Source organism: Mesoflavibacter sp. CH_XMU1404-2 (assembly GCF_037029465.1).
Classification (GTDB): Bacteria; Bacteroidota; Bacteroidia; order Flavobacteriales; family Flavobacteriaceae; genus Mesoflavibacter.
The window spans coordinates 126,260-145,004 of the sequence record NZ_JAYMEM010000006.1 but is presented as its reverse complement, the minus strand read 5'-3'; the positions used below and the strand labels follow the sequence as shown (position 1 = coordinate 145,004).

General features: G+C 31.6%; 17 protein-coding genes and 1 tRNA gene. 12 read left to right on the top strand and 6 right to left on the bottom strand.

What is annotated here, in order from left to right; translation table 11 throughout:
* Positions 1-39 precede the first annotated feature (39 nt).
* The 12 genes from mraY (at position 40) to WA327_RS05260 (ending at position 12,566) form a co-directional block, all read left to right on the top strand.
* Positions 40-1,272: a phospho-N-acetylmuramoyl-pentapeptide-transferase gene (gene mraY / locus WA327_RS05315; protein ID WP_336067270.1), complete on the top strand. Its 1,233-nt coding sequence runs from the start codon at positions 40-42 to the stop codon at positions 1,270-1,272.
* 4 nt (positions 1,273-1,276) lie between these two features.
* Positions 1,277-2,608 (top strand): UDP-N-acetylmuramoyl-L-alanine--D-glutamate ligase, encoded by a 1,332-nt coding sequence (murD, locus tag WA327_RS05310; RefSeq protein ID WP_336067268.1) that lies wholly within the window; start codon positions 1,277-1,279, stop codon positions 2,606-2,608.
* A 19-nt stretch (positions 2,609-2,627) separates the two neighbouring features.
* The gene (locus WA327_RS05305) at positions 2,628-3,830 is read left to right on the top strand and encodes an FtsW/RodA/SpoVE family cell cycle protein (RefSeq protein ID WP_336067265.1); all 1,203 of its coding nucleotides are present in this window, start codon (positions 2,628-2,630) and stop codon (positions 3,828-3,830) included.
* A 5-nt stretch (positions 3,831-3,835) separates the two neighbouring features.
* A complete protein-coding gene (gene murG / locus WA327_RS05300) occupies positions 3,836-4,942 on the top strand; it encodes an undecaprenyldiphospho-muramoylpentapeptide beta-N-acetylglucosaminyltransferase (RefSeq protein ID WP_336067262.1) in 1,107 nt (368 codons plus the stop codon).
* The gene (gene murC / locus WA327_RS05295) at positions 4,942-6,297 is read left to right on the top strand and encodes a UDP-N-acetylmuramate--L-alanine ligase (RefSeq protein ID WP_336067259.1); all 1,356 of its coding nucleotides are present in this window, start codon (positions 4,942-4,944) and stop codon (positions 6,295-6,297) included. The genes murG and murC overlap by 1 nt, the downstream gene beginning before the upstream one ends.
* Positions 6,298-6,313: 16 nt before the next feature.
* Complete coding sequence (locus WA327_RS05290) at positions 6,314-7,006, top strand: cell division protein FtsQ/DivIB (RefSeq protein WP_336067256.1); 693 nt, start codon at positions 6,314-6,316, stop codon at positions 7,004-7,006.
* 3 nt (positions 7,007-7,009) lie between these two features.
* Positions 7,010-8,335, top strand: a complete 1,326-nt coding sequence (gene ftsA / locus WA327_RS05285) for a cell division protein FtsA (protein WP_336067253.1) — start codon at positions 7,010-7,012, stop codon at positions 8,333-8,335.
* A gap of 69 nt (positions 8,336-8,404) precedes the next feature.
* Positions 8,405-10,372, top strand: a complete 1,968-nt coding sequence (ftsZ, locus tag WA327_RS05280) for a cell division protein FtsZ (protein WP_336067250.1) — start codon at positions 8,405-8,407, stop codon at positions 10,370-10,372.
* 124 nt (positions 10,373-10,496) lie between these two features.
* Positions 10,497-10,946 (top strand): GatB/YqeY domain-containing protein, encoded by a 450-nt coding sequence (locus WA327_RS05275; protein ID WP_336067247.1) that lies wholly within the window; start codon positions 10,497-10,499, stop codon positions 10,944-10,946.
* Between the two features lie 7 nt (positions 10,947-10,953).
* A tRNA-Arg gene (locus tag WA327_RS05270) sits at positions 10,954-11,027 on the top strand.
* A gap of 173 nt (positions 11,028-11,200) precedes the next feature.
* A complete protein-coding gene (locus tag WA327_RS05265; protein ID WP_336067244.1) occupies positions 11,201-12,073 on the top strand; it encodes a zinc-dependent peptidase in 873 nt (290 codons plus the stop codon).
* A gap of 73 nt (positions 12,074-12,146) precedes the next feature.
* Entirely contained in the window at positions 12,147-12,566 is a 420-nt protein-coding gene (locus WA327_RS05260) for a CBS domain-containing protein (RefSeq protein ID WP_336067240.1), read from the top strand.
* Positions 12,567-12,624: 58 nt separating this feature from the next.
* Here the strand turns inward: WA327_RS05260 and rpe are convergent, their stop codons facing one another.
* The 6 genes from rpe to WA327_RS05230 all read right to left on the bottom strand — a co-directional run bounded on the left by rpe (position 12,625) and on the right by WA327_RS05230 (position 18,744).
* Positions 12,625-13,287, bottom strand: coding sequence for a ribulose-phosphate 3-epimerase (gene rpe / locus WA327_RS05255; RefSeq protein ID WP_336067237.1), 663 nt, complete (start codon positions 13,285-13,287; stop codon positions 12,625-12,627).
* 138 nt (positions 13,288-13,425) lie between these two features.
* Positions 13,426-14,289 (bottom strand): RNA polymerase sigma factor RpoD/SigA, encoded by an 864-nt coding sequence (locus tag WA327_RS05250; protein ID WP_013869172.1) that lies wholly within the window; start codon positions 14,287-14,289, stop codon positions 13,426-13,428.
* A gap of 284 nt (positions 14,290-14,573) precedes the next feature.
* Positions 14,574-15,779 (bottom strand): hypothetical protein, encoded by a 1,206-nt coding sequence (locus WA327_RS05245; RefSeq protein WP_336067231.1) that lies wholly within the window; start codon positions 15,777-15,779, stop codon positions 14,574-14,576.
* The gene (locus WA327_RS05240; RefSeq protein ID WP_336067229.1) at positions 15,769-16,323 is read right to left on the bottom strand and encodes an RNA polymerase sigma factor; all 555 of its coding nucleotides are present in this window, start codon (positions 16,321-16,323) and stop codon (positions 15,769-15,771) included. The genes WA327_RS05245 and WA327_RS05240 overlap by 11 nt, the downstream gene beginning before the upstream one ends.
* A gap of 18 nt (positions 16,324-16,341) precedes the next feature.
* Positions 16,342-17,394, bottom strand: coding sequence for a hypothetical protein (locus tag WA327_RS05235; RefSeq protein ID WP_336067226.1), 1,053 nt, complete (start codon positions 17,392-17,394; stop codon positions 16,342-16,344).
* 150 nt (positions 17,395-17,544) lie between these two features.
* The gene (locus tag WA327_RS05230) at positions 17,545-18,744 is read right to left on the bottom strand and encodes a glutamate-5-semialdehyde dehydrogenase (protein ID WP_336067223.1); all 1,200 of its coding nucleotides are present in this window, start codon (positions 18,742-18,744) and stop codon (positions 17,545-17,547) included.
* Position 18,745: the final 1 nt, after the last annotated feature.

Genomic DNA, 18,745 nt, shown 5'->3' with positions numbered 1-18,745 from the left:
ACGCTGAGCGGAGTAGAAGCAGAAAAAAAAGATTAAAGAATGTTATACTATTTATTCGAATTTTTAGAAGAACAATACCAAATGCCAGGCGCAAGTGTGTTTCAATTTATCACATTTAGAGCAGCATTGGCTATTATTTTATCCTTGTTATTTTCTACAATTTTCGGAAAAAAAATAATTCTAATGCTTCAAAAAAAGCAGGTTGGAGAATCGGTAAGGGATTTAGGTTTACAAGGTCAAATTCAAAAAGCTGGTACACCAACTATGGGTGGAATAATTATCATTTTAGCCACTTTAATTCCTGTGTTATTATTAGCAAGATTAGATAATATTTATGTAATCATGTTAATAGTTACAACACTTTGGATGGGCGCAGTTGGTTTTACAGATGATTATATAAAAGTCTTTAAAAAAGACAAAGCAGGTTTGAGTGGAAAGTTTAAAGTAATGGGGCAAGTTGGCTTAGGTTTATTTGTTGGAGCTGTAATGTACTTTCATCCAGGAGTTACAATTAAACAAGAAAAAATTAACCCGCAATTTGAAACCGAAAAAATCACTCAAAATTCACCGCGAGAATTCAATCCAGAGGAACAATCGCTTTTAACAACCATTCCGTTTGTAAAAGACAATGAGTTTGATTACTCAAAATTAATTACATGGCTTGGCGATGATTATGCAAAGTACGCGTGGTTAATTTTTATACCAATCGTAATTTTTATCATAACAGCAGTGTCTAACGGTGCAAATCTAACAGATGGTATAGATGGTTTGGCAGCAGGAAGTAGTGCAATAATAGTTTTTGCGCTAGCCATTTTTGCGTTTATCTCTGGTAATATTGTTTTTTCAGATTACTTAAATGTCATGTACATACCAAGGTTGGGTGAGTTGGTAATTTTTACCTCTGCTTTTGTTGGTGCGTTAATAGGCTTTTTGTGGTATAACACTTATCCAGCCCAAGTATTTATGGGTGATACAGGAAGTTTGACTATTGGTGGTGTTATTGCTGTAATTGCTATTGCGGTGCGTAAAGAATTATTGATACCTGTGTTATGCGGAATTTTCTTCGCAGAATCCTTATCAGTAATCCTGCAAGTAAGCTGGTTTAAGTATACCAAAAAGAAATATGGCGAAGGTCGACGCATTTTTTTAATGTCGCCTTTACATCATCATTATCAGAAGAAAAACTATCACGAAAGTAAAATAGTAACACGATTTTGGATTGTTGGAATTTTCCTAGCGATTATTTCGATAGTTACACTGAAGTTGAGATAGAAAAATGAAACGATTAGTTGTATTAGGTGGAGGAGAAAGCGGTGTAGGAACAGCGCTTTTAGGAAAAGAAAAAGGCTATGAGGTTTTTGTTTCCGATAAGGGAAAAATTAAAGAAAAATATAAAGAAGTTCTTATACATAATGAGATTGAATGGGAAGATCAACAACATACTGAAGCTAAAATACTAAATGCAGATGTAGTTATGAAAAGCCCAGGAATACCAGATAAAGTGCCAATGGTAAAAGCACTTTTAGAGAAAGGTATTTCCGTAATTTCTGAAATAGAATTTGCAAGCCAGTTTACAGATGCAACAATAATTGCAATTACTGGTAGTAACGGTAAGACAACAACGTCTATGCTAACACATCACTTGTTAAAACAACAACTTAATGTTGGGTTGGCTGGTAATATTGGCGACAGTTTTGCTAAGCAAGTTTTAGAGCATAATTATGATAATTATGTGCTAGAGATAAGTAGTTTTCAGTTGGATGGTTGTTTCAATTTTAATCCAAAAATTGCGGTAATCACCAATATTGTTCCGGATCATTTAGATCGTTACGATTACAAATTTGAAAACTATATCGCATCAAAATTCAGAATAGCTCAAAATCAAACTAAAGATGATTATTTGATTTATGATGCAGATGATGAAGTGATTTCAGAACACCTAAAAAAGCATCCAATTCAATCTACATTATTACCATTTTCATTAACAAAAACAATTGAAAATGGTGCGTATTTGGACAACGAAAATATAATAATAACAATAGATAACAACAAGATAATTATGCCAACAAAAAACATTGCTTTAGAAGGCAAGCACAATATTAAAAATGCTATGGCGGCTTCAACCGTTTCGCATTTATTAAAAATTAGAAAACAAACTATTCGTGAGAGCTTAGAAAACTTTCAAGGTGTAGAGCATCGTTTAGAACAAGTACTTAAAATTAATAAAGTACAATACATAAACGACTCTAAAGCAACCAATGTTAATGCAACTTATTTTGCATTAGAAAGTATGGATGCGCCTACAGTTTGGATTGTTGGTGGTGTTGATAAAGGAAATGATTATACCGAGTTGTTTTCGTTTGTAAACGAAAAAGTAAAAGCAATTATCTGTCTAGGTGTGGATAATGAAAAGTTAATGCAAAGCTTTGGAAATATGGTTGATGTTATTGTAGAAACTCAGTTTATGAGCGAAGCGGTAAAAATAGCCTACAAAATTGCTGAATCTGGAGATAATGTATTGTTATCACCAGCATGTGCAAGTTTTGATTTATTTGAAAATTACGAAGATAGAGGAAGACAATTTAAAGAAGCGGTTAGAAATTTATAAAACTTTCTTTTAAAGAATAATGCAAAACGCAATACTAAATAACATTAAAGGAGATAAGCTAATTTGGGCTATTGTAGCGCTATTGGCTATTTTTTCCTTTTTACCTGTATACAGCGCTGCTAGTAATTTGGCATATATTGGTGGTAGCGGTAATACATTTGCGTTTTTAGTAAAACATTTTATGCACTTGTTTTTAGGTTTTGCAATAATGTATGGTGTGCATAAATTGCCGTACCGTTACTTTAGAGGCTTGTCTATGGTCATGATGCCTTTAGTTTTTGTGTTGCTTATTGTAACCATTTTACAAGGCACAACTATAGAAGGCGCAAATGCAAGTAGATGGATACGTATTCCATTTGTAAATATGTCTTTTCAGACGTCTACGTTAGCATCGGTCGTATTGATGGTTTATATCGCTAGGTATTTATCTAAAATAAAAGATAAAAGCATCACTTTTAAAGAGTCTATTTTACCATTGTGGATTCCTTTATTTATTGTCTTGGCGTTAATACTACCATCAAATTTCTCAACAACAGCAATTATTTTTGTTATGTCAATGATGTTACTGTTTTTAGGTGGTTATCCAATACGTTATTTGTTGGCTATGGGGGCAGCTGGTCTAGTAGGATTAACGTTTTTTATTTTAATAGCAAAAGCATTTCCAGAAGCTATGCCAAACCGTGTTGATACATGGATGAGTAGAGTAGAAAATTTTGCAAACGGTGAAGACACAGAAGAAGATTACCAAATAGAAAAAGCTAAAATAGCAATCGCTTCTGGTGGTGTTGTTGGATTGGGTTCTGGTAAAAGTATTCAGAAAAACTTTTTACCACAATCTTCATCAGATTTCATCTTTGCAATAATTATTGAAGAATATGGTCTAATAGGTGGTTTGTTTTTAATGGTGTTATACCTCTGGTTGTTATTTAGAATTGTCATAGTATCACAAAAAGCAGATACCATTTTTGGAAAATTAGTGGTGCTTGGTGTTGGGTTACCAATCATATTTCAAGCCATGATTAATATGGCGGTAGCGGTAGAGCTTTTCCCGGTAACGGGACAAACATTGCCATTAATTAGTAGTGGAGGAACAAGTATTTGGATGACTTGTATGGCAATAGGTATTATATTAAGTGTTAGCGCAAAGCGCGAAGAAATAAAAGAAAAAGAATCACAAGACGAAGGTGAAAATCCATTAGAAATTCTTTCGGAAACGATTTAAGAAAAGTGAGTAAAACAGATAAAACATATAAAATTATTTTAAGCGGTGGCGGCACTGGTGGGCATATTTATCCAGCAGTTGCAATTGCTAACGAGCTTAAGCAACGTTACCCAAATGCACAGTTTTTATTTGTAGGCGCAAAAGACCGCATGGAAATGGAGAAAGTGCCACAAGCGGGTTACGATATAAAAGGACTTTGGATTTCAGGTATACAAAGAAAATTAACACTTAAAAATCTGTCATTTCCTTTTAAGTTAATCAGTAGTTTATGGAATGCTAGAAAAATTGTAAAACAGTTTAAACCAGATGTAGCAATTGGTACAGGTGGTTTTGCTAGCGGACCATTATTACAAGTTGCAGCTTCAAAAGGAATACCGTGTTTAATACAAGAACAAAATTCATATCCAGGAATAACTAACAAATTATTGTCAAAAAAAGTAGATAAAATTTGTGTGGCTTACGATAATTTAGAACGCTTTTTTCCTGCCGAAAAAATTATTAAAACAGGTAATCCAGTAAGACAAGACTTATTAGATATAACTTCAAAAAGAGAAGAGGCAATTAAGCATTTTGATTTAGTTGAAGGTAAAAAAACATTGTTGGTTTTAGGTGGAAGTTTAGGTGCTAAAGCGATAAACGAGCTTATAGAGCGTGAGCTAGATTATCTACAAACCTTAAACCTGCAAATTATTTGGCAATGTGGTAAGCTGTACTATCAAACATACAAATTGTATGGTCATACTAAACATGTTCAAGTACATCAGTTTATTAATAATATGGATTATGCTTATGCAGCAGCAGACTTTATAATCTCTCGCGCTGGTGCTGGTTCGGTAAGTGAATTGTGTATTGTAGGTAAACCAGTTGTTTTTGTACCATCACCATATGTGGCAGAAGACCATCAAACTAAAAATGCAGATGCAATAGTTAGCAAAAATGCTGCGATGATGATTGCTCAAGAAGATCTTAAAGTAGATTTTAAAAACAAATTCGGTCAGCTAGTTGCTAACCCAGAAAAGCAAGAGCAGTTTAGTGAAAATATTAAAAAACTAGCGTTAACAAACGCAACAAAAGATATAGTAGACGAAGTTGAAAAACTTTTAAATAAATAATGAATTTAAATCACATACATAACATCTATTTTATTGGTATCGGAGGTATTGGTATGTCAGCAATTGCGCGTTTTTTTAAGTCTCAAAATAAAAATGTTGCAGGATACGATAAAACCCAAACCGAAATTACTGATAGCTTAGAAGCGTTGGGTATTTCAGTTCATTTTAAAGATAAAATGGCATCTGTTGAAAATTCATATTTAAATAAAGAAAACACTTTAGTTGTTTACACACCAGCAATTCCTAAAGACCACAAACAGCTTAACTATTTTAAATCTAACGGATTTAAAATTTTAAAACGTTCAGAAATTTTAGGGATCATAACAGTAAACACGTTTTGTTTAGCAGTTGCAGGTACGCACGGTAAAACCACAACAACAAGTATTTTAGGTCATTTATTAAAATCTTGTGATGTTGAATTAACGGCATTTTTAGGTGGAATTAGTGAGAATTATAATTCTAATTTAATCCTAAACGGAAGTGAAGTTTCGGTAGTAGAAGCAGACGAGTTTGATCGTTCGTTTTTAACCTTAAGTCCAGATATGGCTGCAATCACTTCAATGGATGCAGATCATTTAGATATTTATGGAGATGCTTCGCAATTGGTAGAATCGTTTAAAGATTTCACTAAAAAACTAAAACCTAACGGAAAGCTATTTGTTAAAAATGGTTTGCCAATTCAAGGAATAACTTATGGAATTGAAGATGACGCAGATTATTCCATTCAACATATAAAAATAGAAAACGGCACGTATGTATTCGATGTGAAAACGCCAAATACAACGCTTAAAAATATAGAATTTAACCTACCCGGTAGACATAATTTGTCAAACGCTTTAGTTGCTCTGGCGATGTCTGTAGAATATGGTCTCCCTACCAAACAGCTCGCCAAAGCATTAGCATCTTACAAAGGTGTAAAGCGTAGGTTTAGTTATCATATTAAAACCGATAAAATAGTGTTTATAGATGATTATGCACACCATCCAGAAGAGATAAATGCTGTACACCAAGCGGTAAGAGAGATGTATCCAGAAAAGAAAGTGTTGGCAGTATTTCAGCCACATTTGTTTTCTAGAACACAAGATTTTGCAACAGAATTTGCTAAAAGCTTGTCACAGTTTGATCAAATTATATTGTTAGATATATATCCAGCAAGAGAGTTGCCAATAGAAGGTGTAACCTCAAGTTGGCTGTTAAGTTTGATAGAAAATAGTAATAAAAAATTAGTTAATAAAGAAGATCTAATATCACAAATAAAGCAAAGTAACGCCGATGTAATTTTAACTATTGGCGCAGGAGATATAGGAGCTCAAGTTTTAAAAATAAAAGAAGCACTTTTGGGAAATGAAAATTAATTGGAATTACATAAAAATGATAGTTCTGCTAATTTTAGTAGTGTTTTTGTATGCGTTTTCTTCAGCAAGAAATTCAAAACGTTTAGTATCTCAACCTAATATTCAATTTATAGGCAATAAAAACCTGTTTATCACCCAAGAAGCTGTTAGTAAATTGTTAATACAAAATCAACAAGGTATTACAAATGTGCCTAAAGAAACTTTAGATTTGAATGGTTTAGAGTCGACGCTAAATAAAAACCCAATTATCGAGTTTGCAGAAGTTTACGTAAATGTAGAAGGTAAGTTAACAGCAAAGGTTAAACAAAAAACACCTATAGCTAGAGTTTTAGGTAATAATAGTTATTATATAGATAGTAATGGTGGTGTTATGCCGCTTTCAAAAAATTATACAGAACGTGTTCCTTTTGTAACAGGTTTTGTAAAAAAAAGTAATCTAGATATTGTTTATAAAGTAGCAGATTACGTATTAAAGGATGAATTTTTAAAACAAAACGTGATAGAAATTCATCAAAATAAAAATAACAGCATAGACTTAAAATTAAGACAAACCAAATTTGTAGTGCATTTGGGGCAGATAAAACAATTAGAAAAAAAGATAAGTAATCTAAAAGCCTTTTACATAAAAGCTACAAAAGATAAAGTTTTAGATAAATACAGTAAAGTAAACTTGCAATTTGGCAACCAAGTTGTTTGTACAAAAGCATAAGTTATGGAGCAAAACATTGCAGTAGGGTTAGATATAGGGACTACTAAAATAGTAGCCATGATTGGTCGTAAAAACGAATATGGCAAAGTAGAAATTTTGGGTATAGGTAAATCCAAAAGCTTGGGTGTGCATCGTGGTGTTGTCAATAATATTACGCAAACCATACAATCTATACAAATAGCAATACAAGAAGCAGAAGCTGCAGCAGCTACAAAAATAGAAGGAGTAACTGTAGGTATAGCGGGACAGCATATTAGAAGTTTACAACATAGCGATTATATAACACGTCCAAATAGTGAGACTGTTATAGATGAAGATGATATAGAACGATTAATAAACCAAGTACATAAGTTGGTAATGCTTCCAGGAGAAGAAATAATCCATGTATTACCTCAAGAATATAAAGTTGACGGTCAAGCCGAAATCAAAGAACCAATAGGTATGTATGGAGGTAGATTAGAAGCTAACTTTCATGTAGTAGTAGGTCAAGTATCTTCTATAAGAAACATTGGTCGTTGTGTACAAAGTGCAGATTTAAATTTAGAAGGCATCACTTTAGAACCGTTAGCAAGTGCTAATGCAGTGTTAAGTCAAGAAGAAAAAGAAGCAGGAGTAGCATTAATCGATATAGGAGGAGGAACAACAGATTTAGCAATATTTAGAGATGGAATAATCCGTCACACAGCAGTTATACCTTTTGGAGGTAACGTAATTACAGAAGATATAAAAGAAGGTTGCTCTATCATAGAAAAGCAAGCCGAATTGCTGAAAATAAAATTTGGTAGTGCTTGGCCAGGAGAAAATAAGGATAACGAAATTGTTTCAATACCAGGCTTAAGAGGTCGAGACCCAAAAGAAATTACCCTTAAAAATTTATCGAAAATTATTCATGCTCGAGTAGTAGAAATCATTGAGCAAGTATATGTCGAAATAAAAAATTACGGTCACGAAGAACAAAAAAAGAAACTAATAGCAGGTATTGTTTTAACTGGTGGTGGTAGCCAATTAAAACACTTAAAGCAGTTGGTAGAATATATCACAGGAATGGATACCAGAATAGGTTATCCTAACGAGCATTTGGCTGGCGATAGTGATGATGTTATAACGAGCCCATTATTTGCAACAGCAGTAGGTTTAGTTATGGACGGATTAAAACGTCAAGACCGTAAAAAAGCAGAAGCTATTATTGAAGAAGAAATTCAAGCAGTAATAGAAGAAAACGAAGAAAAGCCAGAGGAAGAACAAGTAGAAGTACCAAAAAAACAACGCAAGTCGTTTTTAGATAAGTTAACTGAAAAAGTAAAAGACTTTTTAGATAACGCAGAATAATAAAAAGAATATACAGCGAAAGTATAGAATCGCTATTAAATAAGAATTGATCCAGTAAAAATAGAATTTATGAGCAACAACGAATTCGAAAGCATAGCATTTGATTTGCCAAAAAACCAATCTAACGTCATTAAAGTAATTGGTGTTGGTGGCGGTGGTAGTAATGCCATCAATCACATGTTTCAACAAGGTATTAAAGGTGTAGATTTTGTCATTTGTAATACGGATGCGCAAGCACTACAAAACAGTGGTGTACCAAACAAAATTCAGTTAGGTGTTAATCTAACCGAAGGATTAGGTGCAGGAGCAAATCCAAACGTTGGTGAGCAAGCAGCTGTAGAAAGTTTTGAAGACATCCAAATGATGTTAGATACCAATACAAAAATGGTATTTATCACTGCAGGAATGGGTGGAGGAACCGGTACAGGAGCAGCACCAATCATTGCAAAAATGGCTAAAGATTTAGATATTTTAACCGTTGGAATTGTAACCATGCCATTTCAGTTTGAAGGAAAAATGCGTAATGAGCAAGCTCAAATAGGTATAGAAAAATTACGTTCAGAAGTAGACTCGTTAGTAGTAATTAATAACAACAAGCTTCGCGAAGTCTACGGTAATTTAGGCTTTAAAGCAGGTTTTTCTAAAGCAGACGAGGTTTTAGCAACTGCAGCACGTGGTATTGCAGAGGTTATAACACATCACTATACACAAAACATTGACTTGCGTGATGCAAAAACCGTGTTAAGCAATAGTGGTACCGCTATTATGGGATCTGCAGCTGCGTCTGGGCAAAACCGTGCGCATGAGGCAATTTCAAAAGCATTAGATTCGCCATTACTTAATGATAATAAGATTACTGGAGCCAAAAACGTATTGTTGCTTATCGTTTCTGGAGCTCAAGAAATTACTATTGACGAGATTGGAGAAATCAACGATCACATTCAAAATGAAGCAGGTCATGGCGCTAACATCATTATGGGTGTTGGTGAAGATGAAAGCTTAGAAGAATCTATTGCGGTTACTGTAATTGCAACAGGTTTTGATGTAGAGCAACAAAACGAAATTTCTAATACTGAAGCTAAAAAAGTAATTCATGCATTAGAAGACGATCAAAATATGGAACAAGATTTAAGCGGTGACCAAGTAAACCCTGCTATAATCTTACCAAATATTGAGTTAGAAGAGAAGAAAGAAACACCAATTGTAAAACACACTTTAGAGATTGAAGAAGAGGAAGAAGTTACCAATGAAACTTTATCTTCTTTTGAAATGGATCAAATCAAAAAGCAATCGGTAGATGAGCGTGATATGATTCCGACAAGTGAGTTTATCAAAAACTTAAACGTAACTTATTACGAAGTAGATGTTAATTTAGATGAAAATCAAGAATTTAATATCACATCAACAGCAAAAGAAGAAGCGCCAGCGCCAATAGAAGAAGAGCAAGATAAACAACAAATTATGCTAAGTTTTGATATGCCAATTTCTGAAAAAGAGCCAACAGCAGCACCAGTTACAGAAGAAGACGAAGGACCGATAGTAATGGACTTGTCTGATAGTGTAACAGATTTAGAAGTAAATGATTTTGTTGAAGTTATACCTGTGACAGAAAACTCTGAAACAGGCGAAAAACGTTACGCTTTAGACGATTACGAAGTGATGGAATCTGCAATGAATCCTGAAACCGAAGTAAAGCAGGAAGAAGAGATAGTTTTTGAAAAGAAAACTGTTGAAACCGAAGCTAAACCTGAAGAAGTAGAAGGAGAAGTAGACCCAATGAATACGCCAATTTCTGAACTATTAAAAAGTAGAGCAGAAGAGCGTAGACAGAAGATGAAAAACTTCAACTATAAATTTAATAATTCTAAAATTGATGATATCGAAAAAGTACCAGCGTACAAGCGTCAAGGTTTAGAGTTGGATGATAGACAACACTCTTCAGATACAAATATTTCAAGAACTACATTAGGTGTAGATGAAAATGATGATATTCAATTAAGAAATAACAATTCATTTTTACATGATAATGTAGATTAAGATTTTTAATTAGTCCATTAATTAAAACTACAACCCGAAAAGTTCCCTCAAGCTTTTCGGGTTTTGTTTTTCAGTATTAATAGTCACTTTTTAGTATCTTCGTACTCTTAAAAAACAAAATAAAATGAGCTTATCAGCAAAAGTAATGACAGCCTTAAAAGAGGCAATGAAAAGTAAAGATCAAACGGCATTAACGGCTTTGAGAGCAGTAAAATCAGCTATTCTTTTAGCACAAACAGAAAGTGGTGCTAAAGAAGAATTAACAGAAGAACAAGAGCTTAAATTATTACAAAAACAAGTTAAGCAACGTAAAGATAGTGCAGCTGTTTACATAGATCAAGGAAGAGATGATTTAGCAGAACCAGAATTAGCAGAAGCTAAGGTTATCGAGCAATTTTTACCAGAAGCAATGAGTGAAGAAGACATAGCTAAAGTTGTAGAAGATATTATTGCAAAAACTGGTGCTGAAGGCATGAAAGATATGGGTAAAGTTATGGGTATGGCAAGTAAAGAATTGGCTGGTAGAGCAGATGGTAAAACCATTTCTAATATAGTTAAAGCTAAATTAGCATAACTAAAAAGGCTGCGTAGCTCAATTGGATAGAGCACTGGATTTCGGCTCCAGCGGTTGTAGGTTCGACTCCTGTCGCAGTCACGAATACATCAGAAAAAAGTGCAGATTTTTTTATGAAGAAAAACAAAGTTTACTTTTGTTTTTCTGTTAAAATAAGATGCTTTTTATGATGTTCAACACGGAGTGTTGTTAGGACGAATGTAATTACTCCTGTCGCAGTCACAAATTCATTTAAAAAAATCGCTATTTAATTAATGTCGTTGTACTTATTACTACAAACTAAACAACAAGAAGAGTTAGAAAGACAACTAATTTATGAATACATCATACCAATTGGTGTTGTTTTAATTGCAATTTTTGTGATTTATAAAGTAGTTAGAGCGTTTCAGTTTTTTTATGCTTCTCGTTATAAAAAACCGTTGTTTAATCATGTTTATTTTAGATTAAAGAAGTTAACGCCATTACAACTTTCAATTTTAAAAAACGAGTATTCTTTTTTTAGAAAACTATCACCAAAACACCAAGTTTATTTTGAGCATCGCGTAGCTACATTTTTAAAAGAAACCACTTTTATAGGAAAGCAAGAGCTGCAAGTTACAGAACAAATGAAGGTGATTATTGCAGCAACTTCAACACTGCTTAATTTTGGATTTAGAAACTATAGGATTAAACTTCTGGATAAGGTTTTGTTATATCCTAAAGCATTTTATTCTAAGCTTAACGAAAACATGCATAAAGGTGAATTTAATCCATCATATAAAGCTATTGTATTATCTTGGGAAGATGTTTTACATGGCTATTCTATAGATAATGATAATTTTAATGTGGCTATACATGAGTTTGTGCATGCAATACATTTAGATTGTTTGAATCAAAAAGGATTAAAAGCTGCAATTTTTATTAATGGGTTTTCAGATATTGCTCATTTTTTAGAAACACATCCAGACTACAAAAGTCGTTTGGTAGCATCTAAATATTTTAGAGACTATGCTTATACTAATCAATTTGAGTTTTTATCAGTAATTATTGAAACGTTTATTGAAACTCCAGATGAATTTAAAAGCCAATTTCCGGAGTTGTACACGCTTGTAAAGCGAATGCTTAATTTCAATTTTGCAAATTATTAGTTAGCTGACTTTTGTCATAATTTTTAAGGATTTAAAATTCTAAATTTATTAAAGAATTTAAAACCCTTAAAAGATGAAAAAACGTACTCCAGTTTCAGATATAATGACAAAAAAAGTCATTGCTTTAAGAACTAGCGATGATTTAGAAAAAGCAGAAGGCTTATTTAAAAAACACCATATTAGACATATTCCGGTAGTATCAGGAAAAGAAGTTATAGGTATGCTTAGTTATACCGATTTATTACGAATTAGTTTTGCAGATGCAATAGACGATTTTGCAGATGAAGTAGATACTGTTGTGTATAATATGTTTACAATAGAACAGGTAATGGCTAAGAAATTGATTACAGTTTCTAGTGATACAACCATTAAAGAGGTTGCAGAAATTTTAGCAGAAAAAGAGTTTCATGCCTTACCAGTAGTAGATAACGAAATTTTAGTTGGTATAGTAACCACTACTGATTTGATTAAATATCTAATTGATCAGTACTAAAATTTGTTTGAGGGTTAATAAAGGATAAAGGCTACCTTTTGGTAGCCTTTATCTGTTTTTATGAGTTAGCTAAAGCTTTTAAATCTTTAATTGTTTCTATTTGATTATCACTTTTAAATACATAGCTACCAGCTACTAGTGCATCTGCACCAGCATCTACTAACTGTTTTGCATTTTTATTAGTTACGCCTCCATCAATTTCAATAATGACGTTGGCTTTTTTATCGTTTATAAGCTGTTTTAGTTGCTTTACTTTGTTGTATGTGTTTTCTATAAAACTTTGTCCGCCAAAACCAGGATTAACACTCATGATTAATACTAAATCAATATCGTTAATAATATCTTCTAACACATTTATGTTGGTATGCGGGTTTAGAGCAACACCAGCTTTCATTCCTTCTGCTTTAATAGCTTGAATGGTTCTGTGTAAATGTGTACAAGCTTCGTAGTGAACGGTTAAGATATCGCTACCTAAATCGGCAAAGGTTTTTATATATCTATCAGGATCTACAATCATTAAATGTACATCTATAGTTTTTGTGGCGTGTTTAGATATAGTTTTTAAAACAGGCATTCCGTAAGAAATGTTTGGTACAAAAACACCATCCATTATATCTATATGAAACCAATCGGCATCACTAGAATTAACCATTTCTATATCACGTTGTAAGTTGCCAAAATCTGCTGCTAGCAATGATGGCGCAATTAGTTTTGAAGACATTTTTTTATTTTATTGTGTTGTTGTTTTGGCAAAAATAGGTATAAAAAATGAACCCGAAGTAATCAGCTTCGGGTTCTTTCATCAATCAAAAAACGAACAGTTATGATTAACTGTTTGTTGGGGTAAAAAACGTACTTATTATCCTAAGTAAGTTTTTAATATTTTACTTCTAGACGTATGTTTTAATCTACGTATAGCTTTTTCTTTAATTTGTCTTACACGTTCTCTGGTAAGGTCAAAAGTTTCTCCAATTTCTTCTAATGTCATTGGATGTTGGTTGCCTAAACCAAAGTAAAGTCTTATTACATCTGCTTCACGTGGTGTTAACGTTTCTAAAGCACGTTCAATTTCTGTACGTAAAGATTCGTGTAATAATTCTCTATCTGGGTTTGGTGATTCACCAGAGTTTAATACGTCATATAAGTTAGAATCTTCACCTTCTACTAAAGGTGCATCCATACTTACGTGACGACCAGAGTTTTTCATAGACTCTTTAACATCGTTAATAGTCATGTCTAACTCTTTTGCAATTTCTTCTGCGCTTGGTGGACGCTCGTGAGCTTGCTCTAAAAATGCAAAGGTTTTATTAATCTTGTTAATAGAACCAATTTTGTTTAATGGTAAACGTACAATTCTAGATTGCTCTGCTAACGCTTGTAAGATAGATTGTCTAATCCACCAAACGGCGTAAGAGATAAATTTAAAACCACGAGTTTCGTCAAAACGTTGCGCAGCTTTGATAAGACCTAAGTTACCTTCGTTTATTAAATCTGGTAATGTTAAACCTTGGTTTTGGTATTGTTTAGCAACCGATACAACAAAACGTAAGTTAGCTTTAGTTAATTTTTCTAATGCTACTTGGTCTCCTGCTTTAATACGTTGTGCTAACTCTACCTCTTCATCTGCTGTAATAAGGTCTACCTTACCAATTTCTTGAAGATACTTGTCTAAAGAAGCAGTTTCTCTGTTAGTAACCTGCTTCGTAATTTTAAGTTGTCTCATCTAAAAATAGAGTGATTTATTTAATGTGAATAATTTGCTATCAATAGTTATACGTAAGACAATTACTTTTTGTTACAAAAAAAATAAAAAAAATAATTAATTTTTTATCATTAAGGATAATTTATTCCGATATCTCATCGCTTAATTTGTAATGATTATTATTAGTTTTAAAGCTTGAAACAATATGATTTTAAGACGTTAAGTGTTTTAATAAATGAGCTGTTTTGATTTTATTAATTTTAGTTTTTTGAAATTTATATTTATTATAGCAATGTAAAATAGTATTAAAAATGATATTCTAAACCACTTATAATTGAAATGGTGTAAGGCTTGAATTCTGGTAAGTTATTTTTGGGAGTAAAGAGATATTTAAACATAGGTTCTAAATTAAAATAGAGGTTTTTTATAATTTTAGTTTGAAATCCTATTCCTGCATTTAATGAAAATGTTGATTCTAGATGATGATTATAAGAGTTAAATGTGTTTTGAGTAGACCTAGAGCTTTCATCTAAAATCAAGTAGCTAAAACCACCGATGGCATAGGTCTTTATTTTGGCATTTGTTAAAGTATATTTAATCTCTAAAGGTAATTCTATATATTCTACATTTTGGATGATAATTTCATTATTAGATTTTTTAAAGGTGTAGCTTAAATCAAGCTTGTTTACACCAAGTCTAATAGATGCTTTTTTTGTAGCTATGAAATTTAAATACATTCCATAGTTAATTGATGTTTGTTTGCTTAAAGATGAGTTGAATCCTCCATAAAGAATAAGTGAAATGTTAGGGTATATGCTCCATCGTTTCTCTTTGGTTTTTAAAATAGAGTCATTTGTTTTTTCTTCGTTTTTATCTTTAAGCAAGTTTTGTGTTAAGACTTTTTCTTCTAGAGTATTAGTTTGAATAGAATCATTTATTTCAGAATTTATACCTGAAATTTGTTTCGAATCTGTTTTAGAGGTTTTTTCAATTTTATTACTATTTTCTTCTGAATTTGTAATGCTATTTTTACTGTGTTTTTTAGAGTTTTTTGACCAAGTATTGCTGTTTCTTTTGGATGTTTTGTTTGCTTTAATAGTATTTACAGGTTTGTTATTTGTTTGGTCTTTTTTAGAGTTTAATGAATAACTTTCTTCTTTGTTTATTGTATTATCTTCATTGTTTTTTGAATCATATTTTAATTGATAATTATTGTAAGACTCTTTATTTTTAGTTACACTATTTTTAATTAGAGTATCATTTTTATGCTTATTAAATGACTGTTTTTCATCATCGCTTGAATTAATTAAGGATTCTTTATTTATAAAGAATAACAACAAAAGTAAAATGCCAATTTTTGAGTAGTTAAACCATAAAGGAAAAATTTTGGAATCATTTTTATCCTTTTTGAGCTCGGTTTCAATATTTTCCCAAACTAAATTTTTAGGAGAATCTTTAAACTCAGAAAGACGTTCTTTAAATGCTTGTCCTATATCTTTTCTAGTATCCATGATTTTTTAATGTATTTTGAGACGTATTAATCTCATTTATTTTTTCTTTCAAAATTAATTTTGCTCTGTGTAAATTAGATTTTGAAGTACCTTCAGATATAGATAGTAAATTTGAAATTTCTTTATGAGAATAATTATCTAATTCAAAAAGATTAAATACAAGTCTATATCTATCAGGTAAATTTTGAATCAAATCTAAAAGGATATGTAATGGTAATTGAAACTCGTTAGAGTCAATAGATGTGTCCTCTAAAATATCATCATTGATTATAATATTTATAAAACTCTCACTTTTGTATTTGTCAATTGCTTTATTAATTGTAATACGTTTCATCCAACCTTCAAAAGACCCATCATAATTGTATTTGTCGATGTTTTTAAAAATTTCAATAAATGAATCCTGAAGATTATCTTGAGCTTCATCTACATTCTTACAGTACTTTAGACATAGTACATATAAGTCGTCTTTATATTTCAAATACAAATCTCTTTGTGCTTGTATATTGTTTTTTTTACAGGCTTTTATGAGCTGTTTTAGTGTCAAATTTTTATGATTAATGTTTTAACAACTTATGGAAGATAATGTAATTAAAATATTATATTCCATATCATTATCAGCATCTATAATTTTGACATAAATAGTTTGTTCATTTTCGGTGTTATTAAAAGGTTCATTAGATGTAATTGGGTTTTCTAAATTTGTTGCATCTTCTTCTGTTTCAAAATAGAAAATTTGAAATTCATCGTCAAGCTCTAAGGTTTCAAAAATACAAGTAGAATAATCATCTAAAATAAACTCTGAAATACCGCTATCAATTTCTGTTTCACATTCTTCAAAAATAAAGTTACCACAATCGGTAAAATCATCATCACATCTTTGGTTTAAGACTAATTCTCTTTCATCATTTGTAAGTAATAATGAGTTTTCATCTAAGAATTCCACTTTCCAATCATAGTTAAAAAACTCAGTTACTTCTGAATTACCATCATTTAAGCTTATATTAATATGCAATTCATTTTCAATATAAAAAACTGACCAAGAACCATTGTGTGAATTGTCGTCAATTAATAGTGTCGTAATTCCATTTGATTCTTCAAAAATACCGCCTAAATAAGTATTGTCATAATTGTAACTATATCCCACTTTTAAAACACAATTTTGAATTACACCTGTACACTCTAGTATTAACTCTTCCTCTAAACAATTGTCAATAGCAATTTTTAATTCTTCTTTTGTGTTTATAATGAAGGTTTCTCCAGATGATAAATTACTTGTGATAGGAAAACTTATACTAACTGAATATTCAAGATCTAAATTATTTAGTAAATTACTAAATTCAGTATCACTATTTACTAAGTTTGTAGATACATACTCATCGTTATTGTCGAAAATGAAAATGGTAAGAGGATATATAAAATCAATACACGCTATACTTTTATCAGGTCTATCTTCATTATTTGTGATTTCTAATAAATTATCAAATAAATCAGAGTCACTTCTAATGACATCAACAGTGTTTATATTAGGTTTTAAATTTAAATTGTCATCTAAATCTGTAGAACATGATAATAGAATCATTAAGACTGAAATGAGTAAAGTTATATTAGTTTTCATAAATGTTGTTTTTCCTATAGTCTTCTAAACTATGAAAAGGTTGCGTCTAAAATCCAAAAAACCGTCTCTTAGAATAAAGAAACGGCTTTTTAATTGTTTTTTGATTCTTGTTAATAATAATGATTAAGAGTCTAATCAAAATATGTTCAATTAAATTCTTACATGTCCATCACCAAATACATAGTACTTATTTGTAACTAATTGCTTTAACCCTAATGGACCACGATGGTGTAGCTTATCTGTACTAATAGCAAGTTCTGCACCAACACCCATTTGTCCGCCATCTGTAAATCGGGTAGAGGCATTATGGTATACGGCTGCACTATCTACTTGCTGCATAAATTTTTCGGCTAATTCTTTATCTTCTGTTATAATTGCTGCCGAGTGACCACCAGAATATGTATTTATCATTTCGATAGCGCTGTCTTCATTATTAACTTCGGCTAGCATAATTTTCATTGCTAAAAACTCTTCAAACCATACGTTGTTATCTTTTACTTGGGTTTCATTTGGAAGAATTTCACTTACATTTTTATCAACTAAAATATCTACGCCTAGTTTGTGCAACATGATTTCTAGTTCGTGTACTTTCTTTTCGTATTCAGGAATATTTTTGTCAATTAATACTTTATCAAGTGCGTTACATCCTGAAATTTTATCGGTTTTAGCATTAACAATTACTTTTACTGCTTTTAACCAATCTGCGTCTTCTGCGACGTATAAAAAGTTGTTACCTCTTCCGCTAATTAACACAGCGCAAGTTGCATTGTCTTTAACAAATTTAATTAAGCGTTCTCCACCACGTGGTACGATTAGATCTATTTTTTCTGGTGGATTTTTTAAGAAGTCTTGTGTTTCTTCTCTTTTTAAATGTAAAAGCTTAATCCAATCTTTTGATAATCCGTTTTCTTCTAAAGCTTGGTGCCAGCATTTTTCTAAAATAATATTACTATTAACAGCTTCTTTACCACCTTTTAATAAGATTTTATTGTTGGCTTTAAAGGCTAAAACTGCAGCTTCAATAGTTACATCTGGTCTAGACTCATAAATGATAAGAATAGTACCAAATGGCGCTGTTTTGTTGGTGACTTTTAGTCCACTATCTAAAGTTAAATCAGAGATTGTTTGTCCAACCGGATCTTCTTGATCTCTAACTTCTTTTATAGCTTTTATCATTCCGTCAACCTTTGCATTATCAACTACTAAACGGTCATATAATGCTTGGTCTTCTTTATCAAAAGCGTCTAAATCTTTTTTATTTTCGGCTATAATTTGATGTCGTTCTTTATCAATAATATTAATCATTGAGTCTAGAACTTTATTTTTTATGTTTTTATCTAATAATTTCATT